11 protein-coding genes are annotated in these 13,797 nt (G+C 70.8%); 1 reads left to right on the top strand and 10 read right to left on the bottom strand.

Going from position 1 to position 13,797, the window contains the following annotated elements:
• Nucleotides 1-206: 206 nt before the first annotated feature.
• From ABH920_RS32225 to ABH920_RS32250, 6 genes are read right to left on the bottom strand one after another with little or no spacing between them, the layout of a single operon-like run.
• Nucleotides 207-1,091: an ABC transporter ATP-binding protein gene (locus tag ABH920_RS32225; protein ID WP_370352984.1), complete on the bottom strand. Its 885-nt coding sequence runs from the start codon at nt 1,089-1,091 to the stop codon at nt 207-209.
• A complete protein-coding gene (locus ABH920_RS32230; RefSeq protein ID WP_370352985.1) occupies nt 1,072-2,043 on the bottom strand; it encodes an ABC transporter ATP-binding protein in 972 nt (323 codons plus the stop codon). The genes ABH920_RS32225 and ABH920_RS32230 overlap by 20 nt, the downstream gene beginning before the upstream one ends.
• A complete protein-coding gene (locus ABH920_RS32235) occupies nt 2,027-2,944 on the bottom strand; it encodes an ABC transporter permease (protein WP_370352986.1) in 918 nt (305 codons plus the stop codon). The genes ABH920_RS32230 and ABH920_RS32235 overlap by 17 nt, the downstream gene beginning before the upstream one ends.
• Entirely contained in the window at nt 2,941-3,891 is a 951-nt protein-coding gene (locus ABH920_RS32240) for an ABC transporter permease (protein ID WP_370352987.1), read from the bottom strand. The genes ABH920_RS32235 and ABH920_RS32240 overlap by 4 nt, the downstream gene beginning before the upstream one ends.
• Nucleotides 3,888-5,555 carry an ABC transporter substrate-binding protein gene (locus ABH920_RS32245; RefSeq protein ID WP_370352988.1) on the bottom strand — a complete coding sequence of 556 codons (1,668 nt, stop codon included), beginning with the start codon at nt 5,553-5,555 and terminating at the stop codon, nt 3,888-3,890. Before ABH920_RS32245 ends, ABH920_RS32240 begins: the two co-directional genes overlap by 4 nt.
• 42 nt (nt 5,556-5,597) lie before the next feature.
• Nucleotides 5,598-7,262, bottom strand: coding sequence for an amidohydrolase (locus tag ABH920_RS32250; RefSeq protein ID WP_370352989.1), 1,665 nt, complete (start codon nt 7,260-7,262; stop codon nt 5,598-5,600).
• 169 nt (nt 7,263-7,431) lie between these two features.
• Between ABH920_RS32250 and ABH920_RS32255 the strand changes: the two genes are divergently transcribed.
• Complete coding sequence (locus ABH920_RS32255) at nt 7,432-8,238, top strand: TetR/AcrR family transcriptional regulator (RefSeq protein WP_370352990.1); 807 nt, start codon at nt 7,432-7,434, stop codon at nt 8,236-8,238.
• Nucleotides 8,239-8,414: 176 nt separating this feature from the next.
• Here ABH920_RS32255 and ABH920_RS32260 read toward each other — a convergent pair whose 3' ends face one another.
• The 4 genes from ABH920_RS32260 to ABH920_RS32275 all read right to left on the bottom strand — a co-directional run bounded on the left by ABH920_RS32260 (nt 8,415) and on the right by ABH920_RS32275 (nt 13,775).
• On the bottom strand, nt 8,415-8,873 hold the full coding sequence (locus ABH920_RS32260; protein ID WP_370352991.1) for a DUF5324 family protein: 459 nt from the start codon (nt 8,871-8,873) through the stop codon (nt 8,415-8,417).
• Between the two features lie 146 nt (nt 8,874-9,019).
• Complete coding sequence (locus ABH920_RS32265; RefSeq protein ID WP_370352992.1) at nt 9,020-12,460, bottom strand: DUF4132 domain-containing protein; 3,441 nt, start codon at nt 12,458-12,460, stop codon at nt 9,020-9,022.
• A 101-nt stretch (nt 12,461-12,561) separates the two neighbouring features.
• The gene (locus tag ABH920_RS32270; RefSeq protein WP_370352993.1) at nt 12,562-13,218 is read right to left on the bottom strand and encodes a hypothetical protein; all 657 of its coding nucleotides are present in this window, start codon (nt 13,216-13,218) and stop codon (nt 12,562-12,564) included.
• 98 nt (nt 13,219-13,316) lie between these two features.
• Nucleotides 13,317-13,775 (bottom strand): hypothetical protein, encoded by a 459-nt coding sequence (locus ABH920_RS32275; protein ID WP_370352994.1) that lies wholly within the window; start codon nt 13,773-13,775, stop codon nt 13,317-13,319.
• Nucleotides 13,776-13,797: the final 22 nt, after the last annotated feature.

Raw genomic sequence — 13,797 nt, forward strand, 5'->3', positions numbered from 1 at the left:
CTCGGGCCCTGGCCCCTCCCGGGTCGATGCCGCGCGCCAAGATGCCGAGACCGCGGGACGCCGCGGCTCTCACCTGGGGGGACGCTGGAACAGCGGAAGGTCCTGCGGGACGGCGGACTCACCGTCCCGGCGTCCCGGCTCGCTGGTGCGCTGCGAACGCGGCGAAGGAAGCATCATCCGGACGTCAGCTGAACGTCATCCTGACGTCAGTCGGTCCCGAGCCGCCCCGGCGCACCCGGCCGCCACCCCGCCACGGGCACCGATGCCCGCAATACCCGCGTGTATTCGTCCGCGGGCGAATCCAGTACCGCGCCGCACTCCCCGGACTCCACCACCCGGCCGCGCCGCAGGACCACCACCGAGTCGCACAGGTGCCGCACCACCGCCAGATCGTGCGAGATCAGCAGGTAGGCGATGCCCGTCGCCTCGCGGATGTCCACCAGCAGGTTCAGGATCTGCGCCTGGATCGACACGTCCAGCGCCGACACCGCCTCGTCCAGGATCAGCACCCGCGGATCGACGGCGAGCGCCCGGGCGATCGCCACGCGCTGCCGCTGCCCGCCGGACAGCTCCCGCGGCCGGGCCGACGCCTGGCGCTCGTCGAAGCCGACCTGGTCCAGGAGCTCGGCCAGCCGGGCGGCGCGCGCCGGCCCCTCCAGGCCGCTGTGTGCCCGCAGCACCTCGTCGACGGCCGCGCGCACCGTCTGGCTCGGGTCCAGCGACGTGTACGGGTCCTGGAACACGATCTGCAGCTCCCGGGCCCGGCGGCGGCGCTCGGCGGCGCCCCGGGCCGGGCGGGAGCGGTCGTGGCCCAGCGCCTCGATCCGGCCGGCGGTCGGTGCCTCGAGCCCGACCAGCATCCGGGCGGTCGTGGTCTTGCCGGACCCGGACTCGCCGACCAGGCCCAGCGCGCCGCCGGCTGGGACCGTGAACGAGACGTCGGACACCGCGGTGAAGACCGAGCGCCGGCCGTGTCGGTCAGCGACCCGGAAGTCCTTCGTCAGGCCGCTGACCGAGACCGCGGGGCGATCGTCGGCCGGGATCGGCGGGGTCTGCGGTTCAGACGACGGTTCAGACGACAGAGTGCTCATGGATCTCCTCCACCCGGTGGCAGCGGACCAGTCCGCCCTGGAACGCCTCCAACCGCGGCCGGCTCGCCCGGCACGCGTCCTGCGCGAAAGCGCACCGGCTGACGAACGCGCAGCCGGGCCCGGCCTCGAACGCCGACACCGGACGCCCCGGGATCGCGGTGAGCCGTTCGGCCCGCCGCTCGATCGCCGGCCGCGAGCCCAGCAGCCCGATCGTGTACGGGTGCCGCGCGGTGTCGTGCAGCTCCCGCGCGGAACGCACCTCCACCACGGAGCCGGCGTACATCACCGCCACTCGGTCGCACACCGCCAGCGCCAGGTCCAGGTCGTGGGTGATGAACACCATGCTGAGCGCGCGCTCGCGGCGCAGCCGGTCCAGGATGCCCACCACCTCGGCCTGGATCGTCACGTCCAGCGCGGTGGTCGGTTCGTCGGCCAGGATCAGCCGGGGCTCGGCGGCCAGCACCGAGGCGATCATGGCGCGCTGCAGCATGCCGCCGCTGAGCTCGTGCGGGTACTGCCGCAGCCGCCGTTCGGCGTCGTCGATCCCGACCGAGGCCAGCAGCTCGGCCGAGCGCCGCGCCGCCTCGCTCTTGGACACGCCGCGGTTCACCCGCAGCGCCTCGCCGAGGAAGTCCCCGATCCGGTGCGTCGGGTTGATCGCGGCCCGCGGGTCCTGGAAGATCACGCCGACGTCCGCGCCGCGGAACGCCCGCAGCTCGGCCGGCTTCATCGCCAGCACGTCCCGGCCCTCGAACTCGACCGTGCCGCTCACCCGCGCCCCCGGCGGCAGCAGCCGGGTGACGGTGCGCACGGTCATCGACTTGCCGGAGCCGGACTCGCCGACCAGTCCCAGCGCCTCGCCCTCGGCCAAGTCCAGGTTCAGGCCGGTCAGCACCGGCCGCATCCGGCCCTCGACGTTCAGCGCCACGTCCACATCACGAAGCCGGAGCATCGGCGGCCCTCCCTTCCGATCCGGATCCGGAAATCCGCCCGAACAGCCGCCCGAACAGCGGATGCGGCTCCGGGCGCTCGCCGGAGATCCGTGCACCCAGCACCGTCAGCGACAGCACCGAAGCCACGATCAGCAACCCCGGCAGCAGCACCGGCATCGAATAGCCCTTCAACAACGCGTCGGTGTCGCTGACCATCACGCCCCAGTCCGACGTCGGGGCCTGCACCGCGAGTCCCAGGTAGGACAGCGACGCCAGGTCCAGCAGCGCGTACCCGAACGCGATCGCGGCCTGTCCCAGCACCACCGGCGCGATGTTGCGCAGGATGTGCCGGACGCTGATCCGGACCACCCCGAAGCCCTGCACCGTCAGCGCGTCCACGTACGGGCTGACCCGCTGTTGCCGCGCCGCCGCCCGCACGATCCGCGCCAGGAACGGCACATAGGCGATCGACAACGCCACCACCGCGGGTGTCAGCCCCGGGCCGAACAGCGCCACGGTCAGCACCGCCAGCAACAGCCCCGGCAGCGCGTACACCAGGTCCAGCACCCGGGCGACCGCCGAGTCGACGATGCCGCCGTACCAGGCGCCGAGCAGCGCCAGCGGGATCCCGATCGCCATCGACACGCCGACGACCAGCGCCGGGCCCAGCAGCGAGGTGCGTGTCCCGTACAGCAATCGGGACAGGATGTCGCGGCCGATGCCGTCGGTGCCCAGCAGATGGCTCGCGGAAGAGCCCTGATAGTTGTTCAGCAGGTCGCCGGTGTTCGGGTCGGCCGGAGCCAGCACCGAGGCGAACACGGCCGCCAGGACCATCATCACCAGGAACAGCGCGGCCGCTGTGCCGGACGGACCGAGCCACTTGTAGACGGCCCGGATCCGGCCCTGCTTCTTGTTCCTCACGCCGCACCTCCTGCCGTCTTCAACCGCGGATCGACCAGGCCTTGGACCAGATCCGTCACCGCGTTGGCCACCACGAACGCCGCCACCAGCAGCAGCGCCACCGCCTGCACCACCGGGAAGTCCTTCTGCGCCACCGACTGGATCGTCAGCCGCCCGATCCCCGGCACGCCGAACGCCGACTCGACGATCAGCGTCGAGGCGAACAGCCCGGCCACCTGCAGCCCGATCACCGTGACGATCGGCGGCAGCGCGTTGCGCAGCACGTGCCGCCGGATCACGTGGCGCCGCGGCAGGCCGCGCGCCATCGCGGTCTGCACGTGCTCCTTGGCCAACTGCTCCCGCATCGCGTTGCGTGTCACCCGCGCCAGGAACCCGCACGAGATCAGCGCCATCGCCGCCGCCGGCAGGATCAGGCTGTCGATCCGTCCCCAGAACCCGTTCTCGACCCCCGAGGCCGGGAACCAGCCGAGCTTCACCGCGAACGTCGAGATCAGCAGGGCGGAGGCGACGAACGGCGGAACCGTCACCGACACCGACGTGTAGACGTTCACCGCCGAGTCCACGAACCCCGGCTTCAACGCCGCCGCGACACCCAGCGCCAGTCCCAGCACCGCGATCATCAGGGCGGCCAGGACCACCAGGGTCACGGTCGTCGCCAGCCCGGCACCGACCCGGTCGGACACCTGCTGGTTCGTCACCATCGACCGCCCGAAGTCGCCGTGCAGCGCCCCGGTCAGCCAGTCCCAGTACCGCACCGGCAGCGGATCGTCCAGGTGCAGCTGGTGCCGCACCGCCGCGCGCGCCGCCGGCGAGGGCGTCCGGTTCCCGAACACGATGTTCTCCGGACTCCCCGGCGCGAGGTACAGCGAGGAGAAGATCAGCATGCTGGCCAGCAGCAGCGTCACCACCAGCCCGCCGAGCCTGCGGAGCAGGAATCGGACCGTCACGGCGCGCCCACCGCCGCGCCCCAGGCGTAGGACATGTACGAGAACGTCAGCGGCGCCCCGGTCACCTTCGTGTTCTGCCACACCAGCGCCCGCGGCGCCACGATCGGGATCCACGGCAGGTCCTGCATCACCTGGGCCTGGGCCTGCACCGCGAAGTTCGCCCGCTGGATCAGGTCGTCAGTGCCCTGCGCCTTCAGCACCGCGCTCTCCACGACGGCGTTCTCGTACCCGTTGAAGTTCTGCACGCCGCTCTTGGTCGCGTAGCTGGCGTACATCGTCGAGACGTCGGGGAACTCCAGGTAGTTCAGCGTCAGGAAGCCGTCGTAGTCGGCGCGCGCCTTCGGGTCGGTGAACAGGTTGCCGTACTGCTGCGGCGGCAGGGCCACGATCTTCATGTTCAGGCCGATGGCGTTGCCGGTCTGCTGGAGCACCTGCGCCAGCTGCGCGAACGTGGAGCCGTCGGCGGAGTAGGCGATGGTGACGGCCTTGCCCTTGGCGCCGGCCTGGTTCACCAGGTCCGCCGCCTTCTTCAGGTCCGGGGTGACCTTCAACTTGTCGTAGGCGGCCTGGTAGACGGCCTTCACCGGGTCCGGCTGGCTGTCGAAGAAGCCGGGGCCGGCCACCGCGTACAGCGGATCCGCGGCACCGGCGAAGATCGACGTCGCGATGCCGGAGCGGTCGATGGCCAGCGACAGCGCCTGCCGGACCGCCGGGTCCTTCAGACCGCCGTCGAGCTTGGAGACGATCAGGTCCACGTTCTGCGTCGTCGAGCCCTCGCCGCCGACGTACAGCTTGCCGTTTGTCGCCTTCTGCAGCGTCGGCACCACGTTGACCGGCAGGTCGAACGCGCCCTCGATGGTGCCCTGGGTCAGGCCGTTGGAGAAGCTCTGCGGGTCCTGGGGGAAGGTGAACGTCAGCTTGCCGACCTTGGCGGCGTGCGTCGGGTCCCAGTAGTTCGGGTCCTTCTTCAGCACCAGCGAGTTGGTGCCGTCGAACGACTCGACGGTGAACGGCCCGGAGCACACCAGCTTGCCGGTCGCGCTGCCGAAGTTCTGCCCGGCGGCCACCGTGTTCGCCTTCTCCACGATCGCGCCGGCCAGGATGCCCATGTTGCGGATGAACACGTAGTTCGGCTGCGACAGCGTGATCGTCACCTGACCCGGCCCGCTCGCGGCGATGGCGGTGACCTGGTTGTAGGAGTCGGCGTAGTTCGAGGCGACGGCCGGGTCCAGGTTGCGCTTGAGGCTGAACACCACGTCGTCGGTCGTGACCGGCTTGCCGTCGCTGAAGTGCGCCGAGGGATCGAGGTCGAACACGATGTGGGTGCCGTCGACCTGCTGCCAGGACTTGGCCAGCCCCGGGGCCAGCGAGTAGTCGGGGTTGGTGCGCAGCAGCGGCTCGCAGACGTTGCCCAGGATCGTCTCCTCCGGATAGTCCGCGGTCTTCAACGGATCCAGCGAGTACGGCGCCCGGTAGTCGCCGGACCAGGTCACGGCATCGAGCGGGCCGGTGGCGGTGCCGGTGGTCAGCTCGTTGGTGGAGATGTTCGCGCTCGGAGCGGCCTGCTTGGTGCCGCTGCTCTTGCCGGAGCAGCCGGACAGGGCCAGCGACGCGGCGGCGGTGACGGCCAGGGGCGCGGCCAGACGGGCCGGTATGCGGTTCATGGCGGTGCTGTCCTTTCTCGAGGGAAGAAGTGGACCTGCTGACTACTCGGCGCCGTAGACCTGGACGCCCTCGACGAACGTCCGCAGTACCGTGGCGTCGCCGATCTCGTGCGCCGGGCCGTCGAACGGGTCCCGGTCCAGCAGCGCCAGGTCCGCGTACTTGCCGACCTGGATCGAACCGGTCACGTCGTCGATCTGGTTCACGTGGGCCGCGCCGGCGGTGTACGCCGCGACGGCCTGGCCGAGATCCAGCCGCTCGGCCGGGTAGAACACCTTGCGCGCCGCGAACTCCTCAGCCGACAAGCCCGGCTCCACGCGGTTCACGGCCGTGTGGATGCCCCACATCGGGTTCGGCGAGGACACCGACCAGTCCGAGCCGGCCGCGATCGTCGCCCCGGCACGGCTGAGCGAGCCGAACGGGTACTGCCAGGCCGCGCGTTCCTCGCCGAGGAAGGGGATGGTCAGTTCGTCCATCGCCGGTTCGTGTGCGGCCCACAGCGGCTGGATGTTCGCTGTGGCGCCGAGCCGGCGGAAGCGCTGGATGTCGTCGGGGTGCACGACCTGGAGGTGCGCCAGGTGATGGCGTCCGCCGGGGCCGTTCGCGGCGCGCGCCGCCTCGACGGCGTCCAGGGCGCTGCGGACGGCGCGGTCGCCGAGGGCGTGGAAGTGGACTTGGAAACCGGCGGCGTCCAGTTCGGTGACGTAGGACTTGAGCTTGTCCGGGTCGATGAAAGTCAGGCCGGTGTTGTCGGTGGTGCAGCCGCAGCCGTCGAGGTAGGGGTCGAGCAGCGCGGCGGTGTGGTTCTCGGCGACTCCGTCGAGCATCATCTTCACGGTGCGGGCCCGGAAGCGGCCGTTCCCGGCCTCCTCGCGCCGGGCGCGGAACAGTTCCAGCTGTTCCAGGCCGCTCTCGCGGTCCCACCACAGTGCCCCGGCCACGCGGGCGGTCAGGGCGCCGGAGCGGGAGGCGTTCAGGTACGGCGCGTAGACGTCGGCGGGACCCAGGCCGGCGCCGACTCCGGCGTCCTGCCAGGCGGTGATGCCGAACGAGTGCAGGTACGCCTGGCCGGCCAGGAGGCCGTCGGCCAGTTCCTGTGCGGTCGGCGGCGGGACGTGCGCGGCCACCAGTGCCATCGCGCCTTCTTGCAGGCAGCCGTTGGGCTCGCCGTCGGCATCGCGTTCGATCCGGCCGTCGAAGGGGTCCGGGGTGTCGCGGGTGATGCCGCAGACCTCCAGGGCCTTGCTGTTGACCCACATACCGTGGCCGTCGCGGTTCGGCAGTGCGACCGGCCGGTCCGGGACCACGGCGTCCAGCAGGTCTTTCGTCGGCATGCCGCCGGGGAAGGCGTCCATGCTCCAGCCGCCGCCGCGGATCCAGGCGGCTTGTGGGTTGCGCTGCGCGTAGTCGGCGACGGCGGCCGCGAACTCTTCGGCGGTGTGCAGCTCGTGCAGGTCGCACTGGCGCAGGGTGGTGCCGCCGAGGACGGGGTGGACGTGTGAGTCCTGGAAGCCCGGGAGCAGGAGCTTGCCGGCCAGGTCCACGACCTCGGTGTCCGGGCCGATCAGATCCCTGACGTCGCGCTCCCGGCCGACCGCGGTGATCCGGCCGCCGGCCACCGCCACCGCCGTGGCCCAGGAGCGCGCCGGGTCGACGGTGAAGACCGGGCCGCCGGTGAAGACGAGGTCTGCGAACGAGGAAGGGGACACCGGTCCTCCAAGGAAGTGCGAAAGGAATTCCCGTGAGCTGGGTCACGGCGTGCGTCGTGGGGAGTAGCAAAACCCATGACAGTGCCGCTGTCAATGCCATTGACAACGCGGACGCCACTACGATGTGATCGCTGCACACCGCTGACTGCTGACCGCTGACCGCCGATACGTGCTGAACGGAGACACCGCGATGCCGCGCGCCGCGACCGAGTCCGAGCCCGAGTCCGAATCCCCCGGCTCCTCGGGCTCCACGGGCTCCGTCAGCCCGACCGGATCCAGAAAGGGCGGCGGCCGCCGCCGCGCGGCGCTGTCCCGCGAGGTGATCATCGAGGCCGCGCTGAACATCGGCTCCCGGGAGGGCGGCTCGGCGCTGACGTTCAGCCGCCTGGGCAAGGAGCTCGGCGCCGACCCGACCAGCGTCTACCGGCACTTCCGGGACAAGGACGAGCTGGTGGTGGCGCTCACCGACCGGATGGTCACGGAGTCCGTGGAGCGGATGGCCGGCCTCGCGCCGCAGGAGGTGGGCTGGCGCGAGTGGCTGCGGCGGATCGCGCACGCGGTCCGCTCGGTGTACCTGGACCGGCCGGCGATCGCGGTGCTGGCGGCGAGCCGCACGGCCGCCAGCAAGTCCGAGACCGAGAGCGTGGAGCAGATCATCGGAGTGCTGCACAGCGCCGGTCTGCCGGTGGTCGAGGCAGCCGAGGTCTACCGCGCGCTGCTGGACCTGACGCTGGCCTTCACCCAGTACAGCGCCGCCTGGTCACTGCTGGACCCCGAGTACCAGAACCGCGACGAGCAGGCCTGGGCGGTCGGCTACGCCACCCTGCCGGCCGAGCGCTTCCCGCTGGTGCACGCCAGCAGTGCCCGGCTGCTGGAGCTGACACGGGACGACGCCGCCGTGTTCGACTACACGCTGGGGCTGTTCCTGGACGGCGTGCAGGTGCGGCTGACCGCACGGGGAGCGTCCGGCAGCTGACGGCGGGCTGCCGGACGCGTCGGGCGTTTCTTGAGTCGGGCGTTTCCCGAATCGGGAACGTGCCGAAGACGGCGCGCGGCAAGCGTTAGCGCCGACGGCCGGACCGGCCACCGGGCACGAACAGCCTGCCGTCGCCGCTGCGAACCTGCTCGGCGTCCTCGGCGTAGGCAGATCGATCAGGGAGCCTGCGGGTCTGCGAGGTCCTGGGTCGGTTCGGTGTCCGGATCCGGCTTGGCGGGCTCTTCCTGCCAGGCGTCGAGGCCCGGGTCCGAACGCTTCCACCACAGGGCCCAGACCACGACCCCGCCGGCTGCGGCGAGCAGCAGGGCGATCCTGCCGCGGCGCGGCCTGCGTCCCGAGAGCCGGTCGATCTGGGCCGGGGAAACCTCGCCCAGCAGCCCGGACAGCGCGGCCGAACCGCGCGACGCCGCCTCCGTCCGGATCGGACGGCTGCGCTCCATCGCGGCGTGCGCGGCCGTGTGCACCGCCTGCGACGCGGCCGCGGCGACCTTGGGCGCCACGTCGTCGAACTCGTCGCGGATCTTGTGCCCGGCCTCGGCGGTGTGCTCGGACACGGTGTGCCCGATCGCGCCGAGTCGGCTGTGATCCGGCGCCTTGTGCATCAGGTTTTTCATGATGATGCCTCCCTGGGTCGGGCTCCGGGTTTCCAGACCGAGGCGCTTCAAACAAGTCGCTACGACAAGCGCGGCTACGTCTTCCTCGGCACCGGCACAACCGCAGCCCTTGTTATCTGGCTCCGCACGTGATCGACCGGAAAGCTCTAGGCGCCCGACCCGGTGAGCTCGGTCAGGTCGCGCAGCACCTCGGATGCGGTGATCGGGTCTAGTTCGCCGAAGGTCAGGGGTCCGCCGTCCGATGAGGACCACTGGCCGTACGGCTTGTCGTTGAGCCAGATGGCGGTGAGCTCCTGGTCCCCGGACTCGTGGACGTTGCCGATCGGTATGCCGGGGTACAGGTCGGCCACGACGGCGCGCCCGCCGGGGACGACCCGCTCCATCCAGTTCTGGCCGCCGCCGTCCTGGGGCGCGCCGCGCCGCCAGCCGTGCTTCTCCATGCCCAGCAGCGTCGTGACCGGAAGCTTGCGCCTGGCGAAGCGGTCGAGCGAGGTGGCCGCGCGCTCGGCGTCGGTCAGGGCGAAGACGGCCCGGCCCAACTGCTGGAACGGCTGAAGGACCTCGTAGTCGGCGAACACGTCCGACCAGGCGGCGAGGTCGTCGGCGAGATGCAGCGGGTGCGCGATGCCGACCTCGGCTCCGTCGGGCACGGAGAAAGGCTCGTCGGCGAGGTCCGCGTAGCTCCCGTCCTCCGCGACCCTGAACGCGGTGGGTGCCGCGCCGGGGCCGGAGAGGCAGGTCCAGACCAGGCGCCGGGCCAGATGGCGCAGCAGCGGGTGCGCGATGAACAGCTCGGCGAACTCGGCGGCGGTCCAGCGCCGCTGGGTGACCATCGCGTGTTCCAACCGGACCAACTGGTCGGCGGCGACCGTGCGCACGTCCTTCTTGAGGGCACTGAACTGCCGGTGGGCGGCAGCGGCCGATTCGGCGTCATCGCGGGCCCCGGGCTTCGGCAGCGCCTTGAGCCGCCCGCCGTTCTCGTCGGTGACGTACGGCTGGAGCCGTTCGTCGAAGCCGACCGTGAAACGGCGTGGCCCGTAGTCCAGGACCAGGCTGCCCGCCGGGTCGAGGTCGAAGTCGGGCACGAGCCGGTCCGCCAACTGCTCAGGGCTCAGGCCCAGATCGGCGGCCACCTCGGCGATCTGCTCGTTCGCCTTCTCTCTCAGTGCCCTGAATCTGACCTTCTGCGCGATGCTGTTCAGGTGCATCAGCGCCACGTCGGTGCCGATGTCGGTGAGCACCGCCAGGCCGGTGGCCGCGCGCTGGTGCCCGCCCTCGCCGGGCCAGACGCGGATCACCGGCGACAGGCGGCGGACCGTCTCGTCGTCGCCGAGCCAGCGCAGGGCTTCGAGGATCCAGCCCTCCTGGGGCGGGTAGTCCACATCGCGCCAGAACTGGAACAGCTGCCAGGCGAACTCCGCCAGGGACGCCGGATCGCACGCCTCTTTGACGATGGCGACGCCGGCGTACACGTCGCCCGGCTTCGAGATCGCCAGCATCGTGCACAGGTGCCGGACCGCCGCCGGGGGAAGCGCCGCGGACCGGTCGCGCAGCAGTACCTGCGGCAGCAGCCACGGCTCCAGCCAGCTCGGCTGGCCCGGCACCTTGTTCGGCAGGCTGAGGACGAGTTCGTGCTCCAGCAGGAACTCCACGGCCTCGACGGTCTCCCGGCCGTAGTCCTCGGCCGCGGCCATGACCTCGTCCCCGCGCCCGGCGGCCACGAGCGCCCGCAGCGCGGCCTCGGCCCCACGGCGCGCCGGCCCCGCCTTGCCCACCGCCGCCGGGATCAGCGCCGTGGCGGCGAAAGCCGGGTGCCGGCCCAGCCAGGCGAGCACCGCCGGACGGGTCGACTTGCTGCCCCGCGCCAGCCATTCGGCCATCTGGTCGGCGACTTCGTAGGCCGCGAACGGCACCAGGATTCCCGCGTCGATCGGCTGGATCGTGTGCGCGATGTGCAAAGCGGCCGGCAGCGCGTCGAGCCCGTAGCGTGGAATCAGTGCACGGACACACTCGGGATCCTGCCACCGTGAGGCGGGCCTCCACTGCCGGATCAGGGCTCTGGTGATCTCCTCCGGCCCGTCCGCGAAGAACACGTACGCCAAGGCCAGATCCTGTTGACGTTCGATGAACACGTCGGCCCGTTCCGGCCAGGACTGGTTCTCCCACTGCGGATACGACTCATTGTCGGCCACGGCGTCGAACATCGTCGCCCACTGCTCTGCCTCGCCGGTCCGCCACACCATGCCGCCGACGCCTGACGGCCGTCGCAGCCCTTTGACGGCGGTCGGTCGCGCGGGCTGATCCGCGGCCAGCCACGGCGGAGTGACCAGCACCGACGGCAGACGCTCGGCATTGGCCGACGGGGCGATCGGGGCCGAGCCGATGGCGTCGACGATCTCCCGGGACTGTTCGGACAGCTGCGGCAGCGCCGCCTCGACGGCCCGCGGGTTGCCGAGCACGTGCGCGCGGAGCAGAGCGGCCGAGATCGTGCCGATGGCAGTGTCCTGAGACGCGCTCGCCGCGAGCAGCCGTACAGCGCGGACCGGGAAGTGCCGGCAGGCCTCGATCACCGCCGTCCGCACGTGCTTGTTGTTGGTCACGCTCCATCCCGGCCCGGCGTCGGGTTTCCGGTCGAGCCGGTCGATCAGGGCCTGGAAGGCCTCGTCGGTGGGCACACCCGCCACCACGGACAGGAGGAACTGCTGGTTCTCGGCGTGCCACGTCACGTCGTACCACCGCGCCAGCCACGCTCCGGCGTGCCGCGGCGCGCCGTCGGCGACCGTCGCCGCCAGATCGAACCCGACGCCGTACCAGTCGTCCTGAGGCGGCTGCGCGTCGAACTGTTCTGGAGTGCTGAGCGCGCAGATCAACAGGCCCTTCTCCTGAGCCAGGCCGCTGTAGGCGGCGTGGTCGCGCCAGTCCTCGTCCACCCACTCGGTCCGTGCGGGGAACAGGAACGACGTGAACACCCGCTGTTCGTGGCCTAGCGCGCGGTATTCGGCGGCGGCGGCACACGCCTCGGCGTGGTCGGCGTCCGACGCCACCGCCAGATGCCCGCGCACCTGCGCGGCGATCGTTCGGAGCTGGTGGAAGTGCGGCCAGTAGCTGTCGGCGTGGCGCGGTTCGGGAAGCGGCGGCAGCCGGGTCAGCGGCTTCTCGCCGTAGCTGATTCCGCAGATCTCGAGCACCGCCCGCGTCGCGAACACCACACCGCGCTGCTCGACCCATTCGTCCGCCAACGGGGCCAAGCTCGGCTCCTGGGCGGACCGGTCCCAGGAGAACATCGCCACGGCGACCACCGCGGCACCCAGCGGCGAGGCCGAGGACGACGTCGGATCGTCCAGAAACGCGCCGCCGGCCTCGGCCGATTCCGCATCGGGATCGGCACTCGCCAGCCGGCGGCGCACGGCCTGCCGGAAGGGACCGAGCGCCTTCGCCGCCTTGGCCGCCTCGGCCTTGCCGACGGCCAGATCCGGACGTATCGCGCCGCCGCGGCGCGCCATGACCATCCGCTGCCGGCCCGCCGGGACCACGAGAGCATCCTCGTCCGGCAGCGGAGCCGTCGGGTCGACGTCGAACTGTGTCACTACCGCCTCGTTCCCTCGCGTGGGCCACTGCGGCGGCAACAGTAGCGACTGCTGCTGACGATGTTCGCGCAACGGCGCGGGCGAGCCTTACCGGGCGAGCCTTATGACGGTGACGTGGCGCCGTGGCTGTGGCCGCCGGCCAGTCTCGGCGCTATGGCGTTCGCCGCCTCCAGGGCTTCCTCGCAAACGTGCTCTGCCGGTGGGGCGCGTGTCAGAAGGAGCTGGGGCGGTATCTGCAGGTGGATGGCCAGACTCGACCCGGACGTGGCCTGGATCGCCATGTAGCACTCACCCTGGTAGGTGAGCAGATCCTGCTTGCCGGGACGGCCGTCGCTGGTTGACACGTTGGAGGACTGACCGTCTGCGGGGAATTCCGCGCCCACATCGGCAAAGGGGATCGCGGCCAGTTCGACGGACAACATTCGGTTGCGACCGAACCAGGTGCAGTCGCTGTCCTCGTATTCAATCGGAGCCGGAGACGGGGATTTCGCCAGCGCAGCAAGCTTGAGCCGGCTGAGGGTGTCGGCCGGGAGCAGCGTGCACGCGTCAACGGTCTGCCACCAGTCATCGGGATTGCCCGGGTTCGGAACAGGGGTGTACGGGGGCGGCGTCGTGTACACGGGTTCGCACACGCACGCGACAGGGTCGCAGTGGGTCTTCGAGCCTCCGCAGTTCCCTGCACATCCGGACACGCCGGCGATCAGTAAAGCGCCGAAGAGGGCAGCGGTCATGATCGGGGCGAAAGTTCGGCCGTTCATCGCGGACCTCCCCGTGTGGCCGAGGGCCTTCACGCCCTATTTTAAATCAGGGCACAGCGATACGGAACGGTGCGGGCACGCCGGCGGCCTGAGCACCATCAGATCAGGCTGAGGTAGCAGATCGCCTTGTGAAAGCCGTGGTCCCAGTCCTCCTGCAGGCTCGGATAGATGATTTTGTAGTTCAGATCGGTGGACCCGGGAAGCATGTACTGCTGGGCCTCACTGTCCGGCACCTTGTCCACGGCCGCCTTGCACAGGCTGTCCGCCTGGTCCTTCGCCTGCGCGTACGGGCCGGCCAAGTCGCCCACCGCGAACACCTTGACGCTGGAGCTGTTGCCGCACGGCACGATCTGCGGCGGCTTGGGAGCCTCATCCGCTTTCAGGAACTGGCCGAATGGCGCGTTGTCGATGATGCAGTCGTCCGCCTGGATCGAGTTGAGCGTGTTGACGTACGTCTTGTACCCGTCGTCATACGCCTGGCTGCCGCTGCCGCACCCCGCGGTGGCCAGCGCTGAGGCCGCGAGGATCGTGAAGGTGGCTATGCGTATTGTTTTCACGATGGTTTGTATATCAGTTGTC

The sequence above is a fragment of the Catenulispora sp. EB89 genome, from assembly GCF_041261445.1.
Classification (GTDB): Bacteria; Actinomycetota; Actinomycetes; order Streptomycetales; family Catenulisporaceae; genus Catenulispora.

What these genes read in the sequence shown, in the direction of transcription:
- ABH920_RS32230 (WP_370352985.1), bottom strand. Translation starts at nt 2,043, where the DNA reads ATGCTCCGGCTTCGTGATGTGGACGTGGCGCTGAACGTCGAGGGCCGG.
- ABH920_RS32260 (WP_370352991.1), bottom strand. Translation starts at nt 8,873, where the DNA reads ATGAAAAACCTGATGCACAAGGCGCCGGATCACAGCCGACTCGGCGCG.
- ABH920_RS32245 (WP_370352988.1), bottom strand. Translation starts at nt 5,555, where the DNA reads ATGAACCGCATACCGGCCCGTCTGGCCGCGCCCCTGGCCGTCACCGCC.
- ABH920_RS32270 (WP_370352993.1), bottom strand. Translation starts at nt 13,218, where the DNA reads ATGAACGGCCGAACTTTCGCCCCGATCATGACCGCTGCCCTCTTCGGC.
- ABH920_RS32225 (WP_370352984.1), bottom strand. Translation starts at nt 1,091, where the DNA reads ATGAGCACTCTGTCGTCTGAACCGTCGTCTGAACCGCAGACCCCGCCG.